This is a genomic window from Agrobacterium sp. NPDC090273 (genome assembly GCF_044772305.1).
In the GTDB taxonomy this organism is placed as follows: domain Bacteria; phylum Pseudomonadota; class Alphaproteobacteria; order Rhizobiales; family Rhizobiaceae; genus Agrobacterium.
The window spans coordinates 133,246-153,892 of record NZ_JBIVYN010000004.1 but is presented as its reverse complement, the minus strand read 5'-3'; the positions used below and the strand labels follow the sequence as shown (position 1 = coordinate 153,892).

Below are 20,647 nucleotides of genomic sequence, written 5' to 3'. Positions count from 1 at the left end.
CCGCTGGTCACGGAGTGTAGCGCAGTCTGGTAGCGCACCACGTTCGGGACGTGGGGGTCGGAGGTTCGAATCCTCTCACTCCGACCAGCTAAAAAAAGCCTTTAAATCAAAGGCTTAAAAGTTTCCCGATACTTCATGGACATCTACGTATTTCACCTGCGGACTCGAAATCGGACCGTTTGGTGTCCAATTCGTCAACGCAACTTCGTAGTTTCCTGTCCTAAAAAGGGAACGCGAACGCTCCCCAGCCGTTATTCATCCACAATAGCAATGGAGGATAACATGCTGAAGGGTATTGCACTTTGGGCCATGGGCGTTCCGATCTTCGTGATCATTCTGCTTTACATGTTCGTATTTTAAGCGAGCCCATATCTTGGGTACGCAATAAAAAAGGCGACCGCGGGTGCGGTCGCCTTTTTTGTTTTATTCCAACTGACTTAGTCCAGTTCGCTGATGATACGCGATGCTGTTGCCGTATCCGTGCGACGGATTTCAATGTCATCGCGGTGCCTGGCGAGGAGTTCGCTGGCAAGCAGCTTTTCAGCCAGTTCGGCGGGTAGGGACAGTACGACCCTGTCACCCTTAACCTCTGCATCACCGGCGTTGCGCTTGCCGAGGATCATGCCACCGGCCACCGTGTTGTTGGTGTCGGGATCGATCAGAATGAAAGAGCCGGTTGAGCGGTTCTGCTCATAGGGATCGAAGATCGCTGTTTCGTCGAAGGAAAGCCGCACCTTGCCGATCGCATTCATCGGCAAAGTGGTTTCATGTGCCTTCCACTCTCCAACCTTGAGATCAAGCTGTGTGACTGGCTGGACGCTGACGCGCTGGCGGCGGCTGCCGCTTTTCAGCCAGTAGCGTTTGCCGGGTTCGATACCGCCTGGCTGCAACGCCACGAGCTGCGCATCAAAGGCAAGGCCCGTCTGCGGCTGCGCCTCGATGGAGACAATCATGTCGCCACGCGAAACATCGACCTGGCGGTCGAGAACCAGCGTGACGGCATCGCCTGCGACGGCGGCATTGCGCACCAGATCGAATGTCACGATCTGCTTGATATTTGCCACCATGCCGGAGGGAAGAACGACGACGCTGTCGCCCGGCTTTACCGAACCGCCGGCGACGGTGCCCTGATAACCACGAAAGCTTTCACCGGGGCGCGATACGCGCTGTACTGGCAGACGGAAGCCACCGGACTGTGCAGAGCGCACTGTAGCCAGCTCCAGGGTTTCGACCAGCGTCGGTCCCTCATACCAGGGCATGGACGCCTTGCCGGAGAGAACGACGTTCTCACCCTTCAATGCCGACATTGGAATGGCGGTGATCTGCTTGATGCCGAGTGCCGAGGCAAAATCGCGGAATTCATGCGCGATCAACTCGAAGCCGGCCTTGTCGTAACCCGTCAGGTCGATCTTGTTGATCGCGAGTACGAACTGACGGATGCCCATCAGAGCGGCAATGGTGGCGTGGCGGCGGGTCTGCTCGAGAATGCCAACACGCGCATCGATCAGCAGAACGGCAAGATCAGCCGTCGAGGCGCCGGTTGCCATGTTGCGGGTATATTGCTCGTGGCCGGGGGTATCTGCCACGATGAAGGCACGCTTGTCGGTGGCAAAGTAACGATAGGCGACATCGATGGTGATGCCCTGTTCGCGTTCAGCCTGCAGTCCGTCGAGCAGTAAGGCGAAATCGGGCAAGCCGAGATCGTTTTGCTTGCCGCTGTCACGATGAAGCGTAGCAGCCTGATCTTCCTTGACCGCCTTGGTGTCCCAGAGAAGGCGGCCGATCAGGGTCGATTTGCCGTCGTCGACGCTGCCGCAGGTGATCAGCCGAAGCGGGCGCGTATCGCGCGCTGCCTTCGAATGTTCTGCAAAGGGCAGAATCGTTGCGGTAGAGGAGGGTGTTTGTGCTGCGGCGGTCATCAGAAATAGCCCTCGCGCTTCTTCTTCTCCATGGAACCGGACTGGTCGCGATCGATCGCGCGGCCCTGGCGTTCGGAAACCGTGGCGATTTCAAGCTCGGCAATAACGTCCTGAAGTGTTGCAGCTTCGGAGCGAATGGCGCCGGTCAGCGGGAAGCAGCCAAGTGTGCGGAAGCGGATCGAGCCATGCTTGATTTCTTCGCCTGGCTGCAATTCCAGCCGCTCGTCTTCGGCCAGGATCATCATGCCGTCGCGTTCGATATAGGGGCGTTCCTTGGCGTAATAGAGCGGAACCAATGGAATGTTTTCCGCTTCGATGTAACGCCAGATATCCACCTCGGTCCAGTTGGACAGCGGGAAGGCACGTACGCTTTCCCCCTTGCGAACCATGCCGTTATAGATGTTCCACAGTTCCGGGCGCTGGTTGCGCGGGTCCCATTTATGATCGGGCGTACGGAAGGAATAGATGCGCTCCTTGGCGCGGCTTGCTTCCTCATCGCGGCGTGCGCCGCCGAAAGCGGCATCGAACTGCCCGGCGTCCAGCGCCTGGCGAAGTGCTTCCGTCTTCATGATGTCGGTATAAAGCGCCGAACCGTGGGAGAAAGGTGTAACGTTTTCCGTCTTGCCGCGCGGGTTGGTGTGGGAAATCAGATCGAGATCGTATTCCTTGACGATGTTGTCGCGGAACTCGATCATCTCCTTGAACTTCCAGCCTGTATTGACGTGCAGGAGCGGGAACGGGATGCGGCCGGGAAAGAAAGCCTTGCGTGCAAGATGCAAAAGCACCGACGAGTCTTTACCGATGGAATAGAGCATCACCGGTTTGTCGAACTCGGCGGCGACTTCGCGGAAAATATGAATAGCTTCGTTTTCAAGTGCCTTCAGATGCGGGTCGAGTGGCGGCTTGGATGCGACGGTATTCTTGCTGTCCGTCTCGTGGACTGCGTTGGACATTGGAAACTCCGGATATGTCTATGAAATGATTATCGTTGCGGGATGGCGGAAGCGGCGGAACCTTGTTCCGTGCCAGCGACGTGAAGACCGCATTCGCGTTTCTCGTCGTTTTCCCACCACCATCGCCCGGCGCGTTCGGGTTCGCCGGGCTTGATGGCGCGCGTACACGGCTCGCAGCCGATGGAGGGATAACCGCGCGCATGCAACGGATTGATGGGAATGTTCTCGGCAGCGACGTGGGCACGGATCGTTTCAATGTCCCAATCCGCCAGCGGATTGATCTTGATGAGATTGCGATCCGCGTCGAACTCGGCAAACGGCGTGGTCGCACGATTGCCGGACTGACCGCGCCGCAGACCGGTGATCCAGAAGGACGCACCTTCCAGAGCCTTGCCCAGCGGGATCAGTTTCCTGACATGACAGCAGGCGTGACGGGCTTCGACGCTTTCGTAGAAGCCGTTGAGACCGTATTTTTCGGCGTAAGCATCGATATCGTCCTGTTCGGGACGGAAGCGGCGAATTTCAATGCCGAAGCGATCTTCGGTTTCATTGATGAGATCGACGGTTTCCTTGAAAAGCCTTCCGGTCTCGAGCGTCACGACGTCGACCGGCAGTCGGTGCGTGCCGATGGCCGCGGTAATGACCTGATCTTCGATGCCAAGGCTGGTGGTGAAAACCGCGCGTCCGCCGAGCCCGGCGACAAATGAAAGCCGCCCAGCGAGATCGAGAGCTGCGAGTGCGGTATCAAGCGATGCGGTATCGGCAGTTGCGTTTACTGGAACAGGCATAATGCTCATTGTCACGTCCGGGATTACGATGGCCGATTATTGTTGAAATCCCGGCTTTCGGACAGAAATCACAGTCTGAGTCCGCTGCACTTCAGAGCAAATATGTCTCACGCGCGTGGGGCTCGGCGCAAAAGATGCCCGTTCACCTTGTTTCAAGGCCGTATTTGAATTGTGACAGCAACTGCGCTAAGCCTGAATTGCCCTGTGTTTAGGGTTGTGTTGTACTGGTTTCACGATGATTTCCCAGAAGGCGAAATATGCGCTGAGAGCGCTGGCTGCGTTGGCAAAGTCCAATGAGGCCGGGCCTGTGCAGATTTCTGATATTGCCCGCGATCAAGCCATTCCGAAAAAGTTTCTTGAGCAGATCCTTCTGGAGCTGAAACATGACGGTATGGTGGAAAGCCGTCGCGGCAAGCAGGGAGGTTATCTGCTGCGCCGTCCGGCCAACGATATCACTTTCGGCGAAGTGCTGCGGCTGATCGACGGACCTGTTGCGCCGCTGCCCTGCCTGTCGCAGATCGCCTACCGCCGCTGCGAAGATTGCGATGGTGAGAAACAGTGCGAGATACGCCACGTCTTCGCACGCGTCGCAGACGCCACCCGCAACATCCTGTTCAACACCACCATTGCCGATGCCGTCGCCGGCGTCGAAGTGCCTGAACTCCTGACAGCCTGAGTAGAACGCCGTCGGTGCCGACCATGTTTCCAGCATGGATCGTTGCGCGTGCCATCGGCCAGGCCAATGCAGTATGCGTCACCTTGGGGGCGAAAAAATCGTCTAAACTACGAGAATATTTTCCGTGAAACGGGCGGAAAATCGCCAAAAATCCGAAATGCTTTTGCATTCAGCAAAGTTTTACACGACGCTTGTTGCGCGTTTCGGTTATGGTGCGCTGTATTTGTTGCCTGCGCAAACGCTGAAGGGAAACACTTTTTCGATCGTATTCGGCCTCATTGACCAACTCTACTGGACCGGTAGAGTTAAGCCATCTTCATCAGGAGGGAATACCGATGACTAAGCTTCTGTCCGGTTTGAGCGTTGTCGCTCTCGGCCTGTCACTGGCTCTGGGGGGCGTTGGTTCGGCTTTCGCGGAAACCAAACTTCTCAATGTCTCTTACGATCCGACCCGCGAACTCTACAAGGAGTTCAACGAAGCTTTCGCCAAGAAGTGGAAGGCAGACACGGGTGAGGATGTTACCATCCAGCAGTCACATGGTGGTTCCGGCAAGCAGGCGCGTTCGGTTATCGACGGCCTTGAAGCCGATGTCGTCACGCTGGCACTGCAGAGCGACATCGACGCCATTGTCGAAAATACCGGCAAGATCGCCAAGGACTGGCGCACCCGACTGCCACACAATTCTTCACCTTATACCTCGACCATCGTTTTCCTGGTTCGCAAGGGCAACCCGAAGAACATCCACAATTGGGGCGATCTGGTGAAGGGTGACGTTCAGATCGTTACGCCGAACCCGAAGACCTCCGGCGGTGCACGCTGGAACTACCTGGCTGCCTGGGCCTGGGCCAATGAAGAATTCAAGGGCGACAAGGACAAGGTCAAGGCTTATGTGGCCGAGCTCTACAAGCGCGCTCCAGTTCTCGACACCGGCGCACGTGGTTCGACGGTAACGTTTGCGCAGCGCCAGATCGGTGACGTTCTGCTGGCATGGGAAAATGAAGCTTATCTGGCTGGTCAGGAATTCGGCACGGATGCCTTCGATATCGTCGTCCCGCCAATCTCGATCCTCGCCGAGCCGCCCGTTGCCGTCGTTGACGCCAACGTTGATGCAAAGGGCACTCGCAAGGCGGCGGAAGCCTATCTGAACTATCTCTATTCAGATGAAGGCCAGAACATCGCGGCGAAACACTTCTACCGTCCGTCCAATCCCGCCGTGGTTTCGAAGGATCTGCTCAAGCAGCTTCCCGACATCAAGCTCGTCACCATTGACGATCCGCTGTTTGGCGGTTGGGCCAAGGCGCAGCCTGAACATTTCGGTGACGGTGGTATCTTCGACCAGATTTACAAGCCCGCAAACTAGGTGGATGATGGGCTGACGCCAAAGCCCACTCACCGGTAGCAACACCGAAAAAGCTGAGGTTGATCGACCGGACATCGTGCCGGTCGATGCTTTGTAACAAGGCCGGAGAATAACCGGTCCTCTAATCGTATCTCCGGAGCCTTGATGACCAATAACGTGTCCGGAAATAGGTGGAAGTGGCGTCAATCGAGCGTGATACCGGGTTTCGGCCTCACCTTCGGTTACACGGTCTTCTATCTGTTTCTCATTATTCTTATCCCGCTTGCCGGTCTGGTCTGGTCCACAGCAAAACTCGGTTTCTCGGACTTCATCGCTGTCGCCACGGACCGTCGTACTCTGAATGCGCTGCGCGTCAGTTTCGGTACGGCTTTCATCGCCGCTCTGGTCAATGCTTTTTTCGGCGTCGTCGTCGCCTGGGTTCTTACGCGTTACCGCTTTCCCGGCCGCCGCTTCGTTGACGCCATCGTCGATCTGCCCTTTGCGTTGCCGACGGCCGTTGCTGGTATCGCGCTGACCACGCTTTATGCCAATCGCGGCTGGGTCGGTTCGCTGTTCGAGCCCTTCGGCATCAAGATCGCCTTCACGCCAACCGGCATCGTCATTGCCTTGATCTTCATTGGCTTGCCTTTCGTCGTCCGCACCGTTCAGCCGGTGATGGAGGAGATTGATCGCCAGGTTGAGGAGGTGGCTGCGACACTCGGCGCCAATCGTTTCCAGACCATCACCAGGGTTCTGCTGCCGAGTCTGACACCAGCCATTCTCACGGGCTTTGCGCTCGCTTTCGCGCGTGGTGTCGGGGAATATGGCTCCGTCATCTTCATCGCCGGCAATATTCCCTATGTTTCGGAAATTGCCCCGCTGCTCATCGTCATCAGGCTGGAAGAGTTCAATTATGCGGGCGCGACCGCGATCGCGACGATCATGCTGATCATATCCTTCGCCATGCTTTTTGTTATCAACCTGATCCAGGCCTGGAGCCGCAAGAGGTACGGTTATGTCTGATACCGTTTCCCGTACCTCGGCCAAGGCCTTCCGTGATCCCGCCAGTGAAAGTCTGCCAGCGCGGCTGACATTGATGGCCGTCGCCTTTCTGTTTCTCGCGGCTTTTCTTGTGCTGCCGGTGATTTCGGTGTTCTTTGAGGCGTTCCGCAAAGGACCGGACGCATTCTGGGAAGCGATCGTCGAGCCGGATGCGCTTGCTGCCATCCGTCTGACGCTGTTGGTCGCGGCTATATCGGTGCCACTCAATCTTGTCTTCGGCGTCGCGGCTGCCTGGGCAATCGCCAAGTTCGAGTTCAAGGGCAAAGCGTTCCTGATCACCCTGATAGATCTGCCATTTTCGATCTCGCCGGTCATTTCCGGCCTAGTCTACGTCATTCTCTTTTCCTCACACAGCGTTCTTGGTCCATGGCTGAAAAGCTATGGCATCGAAATCCTCTTTGCGGTGCCCGGCATCGTGCTTGCCACGATCTTCGTGACCTTCCCCTTCGTGGCACGCGAATTGATCCCGCTGATGCAGGAGCAGGGCAATGGCGATGAAGAAGCTGCCATCTCGCTTGGTGCGTCTGGCTGGCAGACCTTCTGGTATGTCACGCTGCCAAACATCAAGTGGGGGCTACTCTACGGGGTACTGCTTTGCAACGCCCGCGCCATGGGGGAGTTCGGTGCCGTGTCGGTGGTGTCAGGGCATATTCGCGGCGAGACCAACACCATGCCGCTGCATGTCGAGATTCTCTATAATGAGTACAACATGGTGGCAGCCTTTGCTGTGGCAACCTTGCTGGCTGGTCTCGCGCTCGTGACCCTCGTTCTCAAAACAATTCTTGAAATTCGCTTTGGCGCGGGCAACGCAGCCGGCAAGCATTGAAAGGCATCTTTATGGAAGTGAAAGTTTCCAGCATCACCAAGCAGTTTGATCGCTTTCCCGCGCTGAACGACGTGTCGCTCGACATTCGCTCAGGCGAGCTGATCGCACTGCTTGGTCCGTCCGGCTCTGGCAAGACAACGTTGCTGCGTCTGATCGCCGGTCTGGAGCAACCGACCAAGGGCAGCATCTATTTCGGCGACGAAGATGCGTCACACCGGACGGTGCAGGAACGCAATGTCGGTTTCGTCTTTCAGCACTATGCGCTGTTCCGGCACATGACGGTGGCCGAGAACATTGCCTTCGGGCTCAAGGTGCGCCCTTCCGACAAGCGCCCGCCGAAGGCCGAGATCCGCAAGCGCGTATCGGAGCTTCTGGACATGGTGCATCTGTCCGGCCTTGAGAAGCGTTATCCGAGCCAGCTCTCTGGTGGTCAGCGTCAGCGTGTTGCGCTTGCCCGTGCCGTCGCCATCGAGCCGAAGGTCCTGCTGCTCGATGAACCCTTCGGCGCGCTTGATGCCAAGGTGCGTAAGGAACTGCGCCGCTGGTTGCGCGAGTTCCACGACCGCACCGGCCACACCACAATTTTCGTCACCCACGATCAGGAAGAGGCACTGGAGCTGGCTGACCGCGTCGTCGTCATGAGCCAGGGCAAGATCGAGCAGGTCGGCACGGCTGACGATGTTTACGACACGCCAAACTCGCCTTTCGTATTTTCCTTTATCGGTGAATCCTCCAGCCTGCCGGTTTCCGTGCGCGGCGGCCATATACTCTTTCAAGGCGAGCATATTGGTATCAACGAAAGCGGAGAGGCCGAAGGGGATCTTTTCTTCCGGCCGGAAGACGTGGAATTAACGGACGATAAACAAGCTCTTTATGGCAAGGTAACCACCTGTCGGAGACTTGCCGGAACGCGCATTGCCGAAATCGATATCGCCAATGCCGGTCACGAACCTTACCACCTTGAGATTGAAGTTCCACTCAACGCCGCTGTGGCCGTTGGGGCTGAACTGCGCTTTCGTCCGACACGGTGGAAGGTCTTTCGCAAATAAGCAGCTGAGGTGAGACCGCGATTGGCAATATTGCAGCGGTCTCCACTTTCTCAAGCAGGTGTTTCGTCAGCTCATTTCTTGGGCGGAATAGAAAGTTTGGATCGTGACTGGCAGGGGATTGAAGCCCGCTGCCGGACTAGTCACTTTGGTGAAAGCCGAGATAAACGGAAAATGGAAAAGGGCCGCCTGAGGCGACCCTTCCATGAGTTTGGTCTTCTTTCAGACCCGGGACTGTTTCTCAACGTTCCGAAGGTAGAGGGGTATTAAACCGAGGGCTGCCCCGGCGAAACCGCACCCTTTCCATTGCCTGAACCAAAGACCGAAATCTCATTAGACATTGGATCACCTCCTTCCAGTACGTTGAACATAACTCGAAGGTAGTACGATTCCTGGCGAATGCAAGTCTGTCGTCACGAAACTGTCATCACGATTTTGCCGACGTGATTGCTGCTTTCCATCAAACGATGCGCATCGGCGACCTCTTCCAGAGTGAAAACCCGATTGATGACAGGGGCGATCTTGCCGCTTTCAATCAGCGGCCAGACCTGTTCGACCAGCTCGTCGCGGATCGCCCGCTTCTCGTCTGCTGTACGCGGCCGCATGGTTGACCCTGTCACCGTCAGCCGTTTGACCATGATTGGCGTGAGGTTGATTTTCTCGGTCACTGCGCCGCCCAAAAAGGCGATGATGGACAGGCACCCGTCCTTTGCGAGTGAGGCGATGTTCTTTTCGAAATAGGCTGCCCCGATCATGTCGAGAATGACGTCGACACCCTTGCCATTCGTCTCCGCCTTTATGACGGTCGCGAAGTCCTCATCGCGGTAGTTGATGGCGCGTTTGGCACCCAGCTTTTCGCAGGCATCGCATTTTTCCTTTGAACCCGCCGTGGCAAAGACCTCAGCGCCGAAGGCCTTGGCGAGCTGGATCGCCGTCGTGCCGATACCGCTGCTGCCCCCGTGGATCAGAACCGTCTCGCCTTCCGTCAGGCCGGCTATCTGGAAAAGATTGGCCCAGACGGTGAAGAATGTTTCTGGCAGCGCCGCAGCCTTGACCGCGTCGTAACCCTTGGGGAAGGGCAGGGCCTGTCCGGCCGGAACAGTGCAATATTCGGCATAGCCACCGCCATTGGCCAGCGCGCAAACCTTGTCGCCAATCGCAAACTCATCAACGCCGTCGCCGAGCGCCACAACCTCTCCGGCGATTTCAAGACCAAGAATCGGGCTTGCATCCTTCGGCGGAGGATAGGTGCCTTGCCGCTGGGCAACGTCAGGCCTGTTGACGCCAGCCGCCTGCACTTTCACGAGAATTTCTCCGGCACGTGGAGACGGCAACGCACCTCTGGAAAGCTGCATGACGTCGGGACCACCATGGGAGGGGAGGTCAACGAAACGCATGGTGACGGGCAGGGTCATGGCGGGTTCCTTCGTGCGGGCTGGTTCTCTGGTGGAGTTCCGACCCTAAGGGACGTATCCCGCTTATGGAAGAAGACCCTTTGTCGCGAGTGTCATTTTGTCTCGCCAAAACTGCGCAGGACAAGCCCGCCGTCGTCTTCCTTCGCCGCTTTCTTGATTGCCGCAATCTCGCTGCCGATCCGCTCCGGATTGGCCAGTACCAGGCCCTTGGGCAAAGTCAGAACGCCGATCGAGCAGCGCAGCAGCGAGAAATCCCGTTCATTGCCATGGCGATCCTGGCCCTTCATGCGGCCTGCTTCGCGATCTTCCGGGGAATAAAGTTCCGCCACATCGTCGTGGAAGTCGCTGAGCAGCCGCTCAAGGATTTCGGTCAGTTCCTCCACGGTCCAGTCGCGGACGCCGATGAAGAAGTCGTCGCCACCGATATGGCCCAGGAAGCAGTCTCCGGCGAAGAAATAACGTCGTATCAGGGCGGAAAACAGGCTGATGGCGTGGTCGCCCGCGTGAAAACCGTATTTGTCGTTAAACGGCTTGAAGTTATCGAAGTCGCAATAACAGAAGAACCGGGTTTCGTCGCCGTCGCTGCAACTGTCGGCAATGAATCCCCCGATGGCGCGGTTGCCGGGAAGGGCGGTCAGCGGGTTCTGGTCCTGCGCCATCTTCAGTTGTTTTTCATTGATGACCTTGATCAGCGAGGCAGCGGAAACGACACCGGCATAACGCATGTTTTCGGTCAGGATTACGCAGGCGCTTCCGCCCATGCTGGCAAACATGTTCATCAACTGGTCGGCATTTGCATCCAGTCCGACGATGGGCGCACCATCGACAAAGTGCGAGATCGTGCGCTCATACATCTTGTTTTTCAGAAGATCGCGGCCGAACGGCTGATAGATGTATTCTTTCAGGTGATATTCATTGATGACGCCGCGCGGTTCTCCATTTGCATTGAGAACCGGAAAGAACGCCTGTTGCGGGTTCTTGCGGAAAAGTTCGAAAACGCTGTCGACGCTGTCATGTTCGTAGACCGTGGGAAGCCGTTCGATTTCGCGGCGGATCAGAATCTCGTCGAGCGTCTGGCTGCTGCGACGCGAGACGCCGATGCGGTTGAGATGCGGAAAACTTTGGGGAAGTTCACTTGTGAAGACGGTCGGTCTGGCAATCAGCCATCCCTGCACCAGATCGACGCCGTACTCGCGGCACGCGAGGAATTCGGCTTCGGTTTCGATGCCTTCGGCAATGACGCGAACGCCGAGAACATGGGCGATATTGACGATGTTGCGGACGAGATGCTGCTTGCGTGGATGGTGATCGACGCCACTGATAAAATGGCGATCGATCTTGAGATAATCGAGCGGGAAGTCACACAGGAGTTTCATCTCGCCGTGGCCCGCGCCAAAATCGTCGATTGCCAGCTTGAAACCTTCGCGACGCATGCGCTCGATCAGTGCCTTGAACTCCGGCACGCTGGTATTGTCGAAACGTTCTGACAGTTCGAAGCAGATCGACGAGGCGGGGATACCCGCCTTTGCGAGATTGTCGACCAGCCTGTCGAGAATGCTGTCACCGTGACGGATCATTCTCACGTCAAGATTGAGGAAAAGCGTGGCAGACGAAAAGTCGGGCAACGTCGAGAACTTTGCCAGGGCTCTGCTTGCCAGCATCTGCTCGAAGTTGATCAACTCACCATCTTCGGCGGCCTGATCGAGCAATGCCAGCGGGCTGGAAAAGCCGAGGCGATCATAGCCGCGCATCAGCGACTCATAGCCGAAAATCGTGCCTGTTGTTGCTTCGACAATGGGTTGAAAGGCGGTTTCCAGTACCAGTTTCGCCATGGGAAACATCTGCCCGGAGGCAAAACGCCGGATGACCTCTTGTTCAAACGTTGCCGCCGGCATCGAATTTTCTCCGCTCCTGTCGTTCCTTTCCGTGCCTTGTAAGGTGTTGATCAGACCTGGCTTGGAAGGACGTAATTTCTTTTGCGGCGAATGATGCATTGCAGCAGTCAACAAAAGCTTTCAGCTATGTGAAGCTTTTGTGAAGGTTGTGGCGGGTTGTAGAAATCTTGCGTGAGACGACGAAAGCGGTCTCTTTTCGTTAACCAAGATACAGAGATCTTGAGTTCAGCGTACCCTGACGCGTCCGAGTAGACGCGCCGATGTTCAGGTTCGCAGGCTTTTAGTCCGTCGGGACCTGGCGATGATGGTCTCAGGCCCGGTGGATGCGAACCGTGTGTGCCGCGTAAAGTTCCGCGACATTCAGTCTTTCCTTGTCGGACTCATTGTCCGACACGGATTTTGCGCCAGCGTTCTGTGCCGCAGACGCTGCCCACAGTCTCAAGGCAGCTCTGACAACTTCGCTGCCGGATGCATATTCGCCGCAGTCCACGGCGTCGCGCATTCTTGCTGCCTGTTCCGGGGAAATGGATACTGTCACCATTGGCATGATATCTCTCCCTGTTTTCAGCGGCCATTTTTCAGTTCATTCGTCTGGCGCCGCTTCCAGCGAAATTGGTATCACCGTCTATAATACCACGAAACGCGTCCCATACCCAATTTGCAGTATATTGTGGTTTGGTTTTTCCCGTTTCGGCAAGCTGGCGGCACGTTTGCGCCGCAGCTGACATATCCTATTCGCGAATTGCAAAAGACAGTGCAATGAGGGCCCATCCCTGCATGATCAGGTCGATGGCCAGAAACAGCCCGAGCACCCACAGGCTGTTGACCGGCCAGCCGCCCGCAATCACGAGGCCCGCAAGGGCGGTCACGACACCGGCTGCGGCGATCCAGCCCCAGCCTTTGGCCGGTTTCAGCCTGAAGCCGACGAAGATGCGGAAAACCCCGGCAACAACAAGGGATATAGCCATCAACAGCGTCAAAACCGCCGCCGCCAGATCAGGATTCTGGAAGGCGATGACACCAGCCACAGCGTAGAGCAGGCCGCTCAAGACCCAGAAAACGGCGTTGCCCCAGCCTTTCACCTGAAAGGCATGAATGAGTTGCAGGACGCCGCCCATCAGCATCATGACGCCGACATAAAAGACCGATGCGACGGTCGCGACCAGAAGATTACCGAGTGCGATGACGCCGAATGTCAGGAGAACGAGGCCGAGCGCCAGAAACCATCCCCACTTTGCTTTCAGTGGCGAAAATCCGAGCGGATTGAGACTGTGTGTCATCTCTCTGTCTCCGGAATTGGTTGGGAAACAAGCTATCACGATTGCTGGATAGCGCAACGCTGATCCCATAGATTTGATCTGGCGCAAACAGGGAACCAAAATGGCGCATTTTTTATTGATTGATGAGTCAATCAAGAATAATTTGCCGCCCATCAAGGAGAACGAGATGCCAAAGATCGGAATGGAGCCGGTTCGAAAGAAGGCGCTGGTTGACGCCGCGCTGCGGACCATCGGCCATCACGGATCGCTGAATGTCACGATGTCAGATATCGCGCGCGAGGCGGGCGTATCGGCCGCATTGGCGCATCATTATTTCGGTAGCAAGCAGCAGCTTCTTCTTGAAACCATCCGCAGTCTGCTGCGTGACCTGCGGCGTGATGCCGTCGCAGCGCTCACCCGCGCCTCCGGGCCGCGAGAGCGTCTGAGTGCGATCATCCATGTCTCTTTCCAGAGTGACCAGTTCAGCCCCGAGGCTGTGGCCGCGTGGCTGGCATTTTATGTCGATGCCCAGCGTTCGGAGGAAACAAGGCGGCTTCTGGTTCTCTATGCCCGTCGTTTGCGCTCCAATCTTCTGTCCAGCCTGAACAGGCTTTGCCCGCCTGACGATGCCGCGCGCATCGCCGAAGGCGCCGCCGCGCTGATTGACGGTCTCTACATTCGCCACAGCCTGCGTGCGGCTCCGCCCGCCTTCTCATCCGCACCTGCACTCGTCGAGGATTACTTCGATGTGCAGCTCAAACCATTTCTGGAAGGGCGCCGCTCAAAGCCGCCTGTCCATCTTCTTTAAGGAGTATTCGACATGACTACGGACAAAGCCCTGCGGGCACAGCCGAAAGCGTCCCATTTCATCGATGGTGTCTACGTTGAGGATACGGCTGGCACGGTCATCGAGAGCATCTTTCCGGCCACAGGCGAAGTGATTGCCAGACTGCATGCCGCAACGCCTGCCATTGTCGAACGTGCTATTGCATCCGCCAAGCGGGCCCAGAAAGAATGGGCGGCATTGAGCCCGACGGCACGCGGCCGTATTCTCAAGCGCGCGGCCGATATCATTCGAGAGCGCAATGAGGCGCTTTCGGAACTGGAAACGCTCGACACCGGCAAGCCCATTCAGGAAACCATTGTTGCCGATCCGACCTCCGGCGCGGACGCTTTCGAGTTTTTCGGCGGCATTGCTGCCTCGGCGTTGAATGGCGATTATATTCCGCTCGGTGGCGATTTCGCCTACACCAAGCGCGTACCGCTTGGTGTCTGCGTCGGTATCGGCGCGTGGAACTACCCGCAGCAGATTGCGTGCTGGAAAGCTGCCCCCGCACTGGTGGCCGGCAACGCCATGGTGTTCAAGCCTTCGGAAAATACGCCGCTCGGTGCGCTGAAGATCGCTGAGATATTGGTGGAAGCCGGCCTGCCGAAAGGGCTTTTCAACGTTATTCAGGGCGACCGCGACACGGGTCCGCTGCTGGTCAATCATCCCGATGTCGCCAAGGTTTCTCTGACTGGTTCCGTGCCGACAGGCCGCAAGGTTGCGGCTGCCGCTGCCGGCCACCTCAAGCATGTCACGATGGAACTTGGTGGCAAGTCGCCGCTGATCGTGTTCGACGATGCCGATATCGAAAGTGCCGTAGGCGGCGCTATGCTTGGCAACTTCTATTCCTCCGGCCAGGTCTGCTCCAACGGCACGCGTGTGTTCGTGCAGCGCAAGGTAAAGGAGCGTTTTCTTGAAAACCTCAAGAAGCGCACCGAGGCAATGGTGCTCGGCGATCCCCTGGATTATGCCACGCACCTGGGACCGCTGGTCTCGAAAGCCCAGCAGGAAAAGGTGCTGGCCTATATCGAAAAGGGCAAGGCAGAGGCGGCAACGCTCGTCACCGGCGGCGGCATTCCCAACAATGTTTCGGGCGAGGGGTTTTACGTTCAGCCAACCGTCTTTGCAGATGTGAAGGATGACATGACCATCGCACGCGAGGAAATCTTCGGCCCGGTCATGTGCGTTCTCGATTTCGACGATGAAGACGAGGTGCTGGCTCGCGCCAATGCCACCGAGTTCGGTCTTGCCGGCGGTGTATTCACTGCCGATCTCGCCCGCGCCCATCGTGTCGTCGATCAGCTTGAGGCGGGTACGTTGTGGATCAACACCTACAATCTGTGCCCGGTGGAAATTCCTTTCGGTGGTCTGAAGCAGTCCGGCTTCGGACGTGAAAACTCGGCCGCCGCGCTTGATCACTACAGCGAATTGAAAACCGTATACGTCGCAACCGGCAAGGTTGAGGCGCCATACTGAGGCCAGGCGCTCCCCTGCTAAGGGAGTGTACGCGCGCCGCGAACCCTCGGCAGCATATTTGAAAGCAAAAGAGATGCAGCAGGCAGATTTCGTTATCGTTGGTTCGGGTTCGGCAGGCTCCGCCATGGCCTATCGTCTGTCGGAAGATGGTCGCTATTCCGTCATCGTGATCGAAGCGGGTGGGTCGGATTTCGGCCCCTTCATCCAGATGCCTGCGGCTCTGGCATGGCCGATGAGCATGAAGCGGTACAATTGGGGTTACCTGTCCGAACCGGAGCCGAACCTCAATAATCGCCGTATTACCGCGCCACGCGGCAAGGTTATCGGCGGCTCTTCGTCGATCAATGGTCTCGTTTATGTGCGCGGCCATGCGGAGGACTTCAATCGGTGGGAGGAACTCGGTGCAAAGGGCTGGGCCTATGCGGATGTCCTGCCATACTTCAAGCGCATGGAGCACAGTCACGGCGGCGAGGAGGGCTGGCGCGGCACGGATGGTCCGCTGCATGTGCAGCGGGGACCGGTCAAAAATCCACTTTTCCATGCGTTCATTCAGGCCGGTTCGCAGGCCGGTTTCGAGCTGACGGACGACTACAACGGCTCCAAGCAGGAGGGCTTTGGCCTGATGGAGCAGACGATCCACGACGGTCGCCGCTGGTCTGCCGCCAACGCCTATCTGAGGCCGGCGCTGAAACGTGGCAATGTGACCTTGGTCAATGGCTTTGCCCGCAAGATCGTTATTGAAAACGGCCGTGCAACGGGTGTCGAGATCGAGCGCAAGGGCGTGGTGGAAACCATCATGGCGACCCGCGAAGTTGTCGTCTCGGCCTCGTCGTTCAACTCGCCCAAGCTCTTGATGCTGTCTGGCATTGGACCGGCGGACCACCTGCGGGACATGGGCGTTGAGGTAAAGGTGGACAGGCCAGGTGTCGGGGCCAATCTTCAGGACCATATGGAGTTCTATTTCCAGCAGGTATCGCTGAAGCCGGTCTCCCTGTATTCGTGGTTGCCTTGGTTCTGGCAGGGCGTCGCAGGGGCGCAGTGGTTGCTGTCGAAAGGCGGACTTGGCGCGTCAAACCAGTTTGAGGCTTGCGCATTCCTGCGGTCGGCAGCCGGCTTGAAACAGCCGGATATCCAGTTCCATTTCCTGCCCGTCGCAATTTCCTATGACGGCAAGGCGGCGGCAAAGAGCCATGGTTTCCAGGTGCATGTCGGCTACAACCTGTCGAAATCGCGGGGTAACGTCACCCTTCGATCTGCCGATCCGAAGGACGACCCCGTCATTCAATTCAATTACATGAGCCACCCGGAAGACTGGGAAAACTTCCGCCACTGCGTGCGTCTCACACGCGAAATCTTCAGCCAGACGGCGTTTGACGAGTTTCGCGGTCCGGAGATCCAGCCGGGCGAAAAGGTGCAGTCCGATGCGGAAATCGATGCCTTCCTGCGCGCGCACCTCGAAAGCGCCTACCATCCTTGCGGAACGTGTCGAATGGGCGATCGCGACGATCCTATGGCGGTTGTTGATCCGGAATGCCGGGTGATCGGCGTTGACGGATTGCGCGTGGCGGACAGCTCCATTTTCCCGCATGTGACCTACGGAAACCTCAACGGCCCGTCGATCATGACCGGCGAAAAGGCGGCTGACCATATCCTTGGCAAGCAGCCATTACCGCGCTCCAACCAGGAACCCTGGATCAACCCACGCGGGGCCATCAGCGATCGGTGAATATGCCATGACCGCCGGCGGATTGGCCCCTTTGCAGAGCCCGCCGGGAATATGGTGATGCGGTTCAGGGCTGTGCCGTGTCGCGTGGCGTGGCGTGGCAAATGGAACCTTGCAATCCCTGCCGCAGAGGCAGATAAACAGGCCTTCCCGCCTGACATTTGCCAAAAATCCGATCTGGACCGCCATGCCTGTCGACTACAAGAAGATGAAAATGCTCCGCCGTTCCCGCGTTGTCTGGGGCTCCTGGCGAGTGTGGAAACCTCGGGCGGTTTTCTGGTTTGGGGCTTTGGCGGTCGGTGTGATCAGTGTGGGCTTTGCCTGCTTGGCAGACCGCGCCCAGCACCTGTTCTTTGCCGCGACGTCATCTGGCGAATGGGCGTTTCTTCTGCCGCTTCTCATCACGCCACTCGGTTTCACGCTTTGCGCCTGGCTTGCCTTCACGGTCTTTCCGAACGCTGGCGGTAGCGGGATTCCCCAGGCGATCGCCGCACGACATTTGCGGGATGATGAAGACCGGTCGCGGTTGCTGTCACTCAAACTTGCTTTCGGCAAGATCGTGCTGACGGTCGCGGGGCTGCTCTCCGGTGCATCGATCGGGCGCGAGGGCCCAACGGTTCAGGTTGGCGCCTCGATCATGCTTCAGGCGGCGCGTTGGGGTGGAATGGCGCAGGCGAGGGGATTGATCCTTGCAGGCTCGGCGGCGGGTATTGCGGCAGCCTTTAATACGCCGCTGGCAGGGATTGTCTTTGCTATTGAAGAGATGAGCCGCACCTATGAGTCCCGAGCCAACGGCCTTGTCCTCACGGCCGTCATCCTCTCGGGTCTTGCATCTCTCGGGCTCGTGGGTAGCTACACCTATTTCGGAACAAGTTCCGTTCTGGCTGAAACGGCAAGAGACTGGGCTCTCGTTCTGGTCTGCGGCATCGGTGGCGGCGCTCTCGGAGCGCTGTTCAGCGCCGGCGCCCTGCGGATATCACAACGTATCCGCCGCTGGGCACAGGCCATGCCCTTGAAGCGCATGCTCACGGCCGCCGCGATCTGCGGTCTGGCGTCCGCCATGATCGGCATTGCCACCGGCGGTGCGACATTTGGTACGGGCTATGAGCAGGCACGTGCGGCGATCGAAGGCGAAGCGGCGCCTGCGTTCTTCTTCATCGAAAAGCTGGCGGCGACATTTCTTGCCATGATGTCGGGTATTCCAGGCGGTATCTTCGCGCCGTCGCTCTCCGTCGGAGCCGGTTTTGGCAGTACGATTGCCGCCCTGCTCGGAACGAGCATAGGCCTTGGCGCAATCGTCGGGATGGCCGGATATTTTGCCGGCGTCGTGCAGGCGCCGATGACGGCTTTCGTCATCATCCTCGAAATGACCGGCAACCATGAAGGGGTGATCCCGATCATGGCTGCGGCGATGTTGGGATATGTCACCTCGCGTCTCGTGTCCCGCGAACCGCTCTATCACGGCCTTTCGCGCGTCTTCATCGCCCAGAGCATCCGTGCGAAACGGGCCGCACGGACTGCCGAGACTTAACCATCGGCTGCAACGCCGAAGTAACCGAGCCCAGGAACCTTGATGCCGGGTCTGGCAAAGTCGATGCCGGCGACCAGGCCAAGGAAATTCACCTCGAAGCCACTCCGCACGCCTGCCGAGATGCCGAACAATCCGCCGAGTGAGACGCTTCCATCCTTCCAGTCATCGGCAATATGGACAAATTCGCCATTCGGCAGGTAATCGCGGCCCACGGCGTCAGGCGGCAGGACGACGCCAAGCTCTGGAACGCTCCGCAACACGTGGGCGACAAAGGTGTTCGAGTTGGGGCCCGGGTAGATGCGATATCCACCTGGCTTGCCATAGGGGTAGTCTGCAATCGCCTGCTCGATTTTTGGGATCAGGTCTTCCGCAGCTTTGCCGTGGATCGCCACCACCTGTCGCGGCATGTTTGAGTACCAGTAGGCGTCGGCTGCGTAGTTGTTGTGCCGGATCGGAGTGCCCCATCCGACCTTGTCGTAACGATCGTAGGAATTCGCTCCCGGTTTTTTCAGCACGATCCACGCATGGCTGGCGACCGAACCCTTGAACCCGCCCGTCATCGCAGAAAACACATAGACCGCCGCATCCCTGTCGGCTTTCGCGTCGGGAAGAGTACCGGAAGAAGACCACCGCGCTTTGTTCCATCCCTGCGGATGGTCTTTCATGGCCCATAGGCCGGCAGAGGCCAGCGCTGGCAGGAGGTAGATGACGGCAATTGCCAAGAGAAGACGTTTTGCAAATTTCACGTTCAGCCCCGTGCATCGGAAAATCAATTGCGGTATCAGCGAGATAGATTCCGGATTTTTTGAGGCTTGGAAAATGAACAATTCCGTTACCGTCGAAGTCACGCGAGGCAATCTCGTCGAAAGCCGCCATCACGGCCTGGCTATTGTCGTGGATGGCGACGGTGACGTTCTGTTCTCCGCTGGTGATGTCGATCGTGGCGTTTTCCCGCGTTCGGCCTGCAAGGCCATGCAGGCGTTGCCTCTGGTGGAAAGCGGCGCGGCAGACGCTTATGGCTTTGGCGACCGTGAACTGGCGCTTGCCTGTTCCTCTCACTCCGGGGAGGATGAACATGTGGCACTTGCGGCCAGCATGCTTGCGAAAGCAGGACGGGACGTCGAAACGCTGGAATGCGGAGCGCATTGGTCGTCCGATCAGAAAACGATCATCCACCAGGCTCGTACGCTGGAGAAGCCGACGGCGCTTCATAACAATTGTTCTGGCAAACACTCCGGTTTCATCTGCACCTGCTGCCATACCGGAGCCGATCCGAAGGGTTATGTCGGTTACGATCACCCACTGCAGCGCGAGATCCGTGCCACCATGGAAAGTTTGACGGGTGCTACATTGGGTGAAGACAATTGTGGCGTCGACGGTTGTTCAATTCCGACCTATGCGGTTCCGCTGAAGGGGCTGGCTCATGGCTTTGCAAAGATGGCGACGGGCAGCGGACTAGAAGCCGGACGCGCCGCAGCGTCTCGCCGCCTGATGGATGCCTGCATGGCGGAACCGTTTTATGTTGCCGGAACCGGCCGCGCCTGCACGAAACTGATGCAGATTGCGCCCGGACAGATTTTCGCCAAGACGGGCGCAGAAGGTGTCTTCGTAGCAACAATGCCGCAAAAGGGCATTGCCATGGTTGTCAAATGTGAGGATGGCACGACGCGTGCCGCCGAAGCGATGATCGCAGCCCTTCTGGCAAAACAGTTCGAAAACGACAGTGCCGAACAGCTGGCTTTGCTCGCCATGGCAAACCGTTCAATGCGCAACTGGAATGGAATCCACGTTGGCGATATCCGCGTCGTTGGTCTCTGAGAGAGTATATTGACGCAAGCTGGTCGAAGCTTGATGATCCTCCGATGTGTGTGAGGTGGCCGCTCGAAAGTCACCCGCACACATACGTTCGCCT

18 protein-coding genes and 1 tRNA gene are annotated in these 20,647 nt (G+C 57.7%); 11 read left to right on the top strand and 8 right to left on the bottom strand.

Annotated features, from left to right (window positions below):
* The first annotated feature begins 10 nt into the window (after positions 1-10).
* Positions 11-87 (top strand) — tRNA-Pro (locus ACIQT8_RS12795).
* A 350-nt stretch (positions 88-437) separates the two neighbouring features.
* Here ACIQT8_RS12795 and cysN read toward each other — a convergent pair.
* The 3 genes from cysN to ACIQT8_RS12780 are packed head-to-tail and all read right to left on the bottom strand — an operon-like array spanning position 438 to position 3,690.
* Positions 438-1,919 (bottom strand): sulfate adenylyltransferase subunit CysN, encoded by a 1,482-nt coding sequence (gene cysN, locus ACIQT8_RS12790; RefSeq protein ID WP_400965733.1) that lies wholly within the window; start codon positions 1,917-1,919, stop codon positions 438-440.
* On the bottom strand, positions 1,919-2,872 hold the full coding sequence (gene cysD / locus ACIQT8_RS12785) for a sulfate adenylyltransferase subunit CysD (RefSeq protein ID WP_138794786.1): 954 nt from the start codon (positions 2,870-2,872) through the stop codon (positions 1,919-1,921). The genes cysN and cysD overlap by 1 nt, the downstream gene beginning before the upstream one ends.
* 29 nt (positions 2,873-2,901) lie before the next feature.
* The gene (locus ACIQT8_RS12780) at positions 2,902-3,690 is read right to left on the bottom strand and encodes a phosphoadenylyl-sulfate reductase (RefSeq protein ID WP_262526253.1); all 789 of its coding nucleotides are present in this window, start codon (positions 3,688-3,690) and stop codon (positions 2,902-2,904) included.
* A 205-nt stretch (positions 3,691-3,895) separates the two neighbouring features.
* On the opposite strand from ACIQT8_RS12780, the gene ACIQT8_RS12775 reads away from it, so the two are divergent.
* From ACIQT8_RS12775 to ACIQT8_RS12755, 5 genes are all read left to right on the top strand, one after another.
* The gene (locus tag ACIQT8_RS12775) at positions 3,896-4,336 is read left to right on the top strand and encodes an Rrf2 family transcriptional regulator (protein ID WP_262524851.1); all 441 of its coding nucleotides are present in this window, start codon (positions 3,896-3,898) and stop codon (positions 4,334-4,336) included.
* Positions 4,337-4,671: 335 nt separating this feature from the next.
* The gene (locus ACIQT8_RS12770) at positions 4,672-5,697 is read left to right on the top strand and encodes a sulfate ABC transporter substrate-binding protein (RefSeq protein ID WP_262524853.1); all 1,026 of its coding nucleotides are present in this window, start codon (positions 4,672-4,674) and stop codon (positions 5,695-5,697) included.
* Between the two features lie 144 nt (positions 5,698-5,841).
* Positions 5,842-6,699 carry a sulfate ABC transporter permease subunit CysT gene (gene cysT, locus ACIQT8_RS12765; protein WP_138794789.1) on the top strand — a complete coding sequence of 286 codons (858 nt, stop codon included), beginning with the start codon at positions 5,842-5,844 and terminating at the stop codon, positions 6,697-6,699.
* The gene (gene cysW, locus ACIQT8_RS12760; RefSeq protein ID WP_138794790.1) at positions 6,692-7,564 is read left to right on the top strand and encodes a sulfate ABC transporter permease subunit CysW; all 873 of its coding nucleotides are present in this window, start codon (positions 6,692-6,694) and stop codon (positions 7,562-7,564) included. The genes cysT and cysW overlap by 8 nt, the downstream gene beginning before the upstream one ends.
* Positions 7,565-7,575: 11 nt before the next feature.
* Positions 7,576-8,613, top strand: a complete 1,038-nt coding sequence (locus tag ACIQT8_RS12755; protein WP_400965727.1) for a sulfate/molybdate ABC transporter ATP-binding protein — start codon at positions 7,576-7,578, stop codon at positions 8,611-8,613.
* Between the two features lie 410 nt (positions 8,614-9,023).
* Here the strand turns inward: ACIQT8_RS12755 and ACIQT8_RS12750 are convergent, their stop codons facing one another.
* The 4 genes from ACIQT8_RS12750 to ACIQT8_RS12735 form a co-directional block, all read right to left on the bottom strand.
* Positions 9,024-10,025 carry an NAD(P)H-quinone oxidoreductase gene (locus tag ACIQT8_RS12750; protein WP_400965724.1) on the bottom strand — a complete coding sequence of 334 codons (1,002 nt, stop codon included), beginning with the start codon at positions 10,023-10,025 and terminating at the stop codon, positions 9,024-9,026.
* A gap of 92 nt (positions 10,026-10,117) precedes the next feature.
* Positions 10,118-11,920, bottom strand: coding sequence for a GGDEF domain-containing protein (locus ACIQT8_RS12745; protein WP_400965721.1), 1,803 nt, complete (start codon positions 11,918-11,920; stop codon positions 10,118-10,120).
* 310 nt (positions 11,921-12,230) lie between these two features.
* Positions 12,231-12,467, bottom strand: coding sequence for a type II toxin-antitoxin system ParD family antitoxin (locus ACIQT8_RS12740; protein WP_262524863.1), 237 nt, complete (start codon positions 12,465-12,467; stop codon positions 12,231-12,233).
* 184 nt (positions 12,468-12,651) lie between these two features.
* Positions 12,652-13,200, bottom strand: a complete 549-nt coding sequence (locus tag ACIQT8_RS12735; RefSeq protein WP_400965718.1) for an HdeD family acid-resistance protein — start codon at positions 13,198-13,200, stop codon at positions 12,652-12,654.
* 166 nt (positions 13,201-13,366) lie between these two features.
* Here ACIQT8_RS12735 and betI point away from each other — a divergent pair, with 166 nt between their 5' ends.
* The 4 genes from betI to ACIQT8_RS12715 all read left to right on the top strand — a co-directional run bounded on the left by betI (position 13,367) and on the right by ACIQT8_RS12715 (position 18,735).
* Positions 13,367-13,987, top strand: a complete 621-nt coding sequence (betI, locus tag ACIQT8_RS12730) for a transcriptional regulator BetI (RefSeq protein ID WP_138794795.1) — start codon at positions 13,367-13,369, stop codon at positions 13,985-13,987.
* A 30-nt stretch (positions 13,988-14,017) separates the two neighbouring features.
* Positions 14,018-15,481 carry a betaine-aldehyde dehydrogenase gene (gene betB, locus ACIQT8_RS12725; protein WP_400966358.1) on the top strand — a complete coding sequence of 488 codons (1,464 nt, stop codon included), beginning with the start codon at positions 14,018-14,020 and terminating at the stop codon, positions 15,479-15,481.
* Between the two features lie 73 nt (positions 15,482-15,554).
* Positions 15,555-17,207 carry a choline dehydrogenase gene (gene betA, locus ACIQT8_RS12720; protein ID WP_400965713.1) on the top strand — a complete coding sequence of 551 codons (1,653 nt, stop codon included), beginning with the start codon at positions 15,555-15,557 and terminating at the stop codon, positions 17,205-17,207.
* A 184-nt stretch (positions 17,208-17,391) separates the two neighbouring features.
* Positions 17,392-18,735 carry a chloride channel protein gene (locus ACIQT8_RS12715; RefSeq protein ID WP_400966355.1) on the top strand — a complete coding sequence of 448 codons (1,344 nt, stop codon included), beginning with the start codon at positions 17,392-17,394 and terminating at the stop codon, positions 18,733-18,735.
* Here ACIQT8_RS12715 and ACIQT8_RS12710 read toward each other — a convergent pair.
* On the bottom strand, positions 18,732-19,481 hold the full coding sequence (locus ACIQT8_RS12710) for a DUF3750 domain-containing protein (protein WP_400965710.1): 750 nt from the start codon (positions 19,479-19,481) through the stop codon (positions 18,732-18,734). The two genes, ACIQT8_RS12715 and ACIQT8_RS12710, sit on opposite strands and share 4 nt — an antisense overlap.
* A gap of 73 nt (positions 19,482-19,554) precedes the next feature.
* Here ACIQT8_RS12710 and ACIQT8_RS12705 point away from each other — a divergent pair, with 73 nt between their 5' ends.
* The gene (locus tag ACIQT8_RS12705; RefSeq protein WP_400965707.1) at positions 19,555-20,553 is read left to right on the top strand and encodes an asparaginase; all 999 of its coding nucleotides are present in this window, start codon (positions 19,555-19,557) and stop codon (positions 20,551-20,553) included.
* Positions 20,554-20,647: the final 94 nt, after the last annotated feature.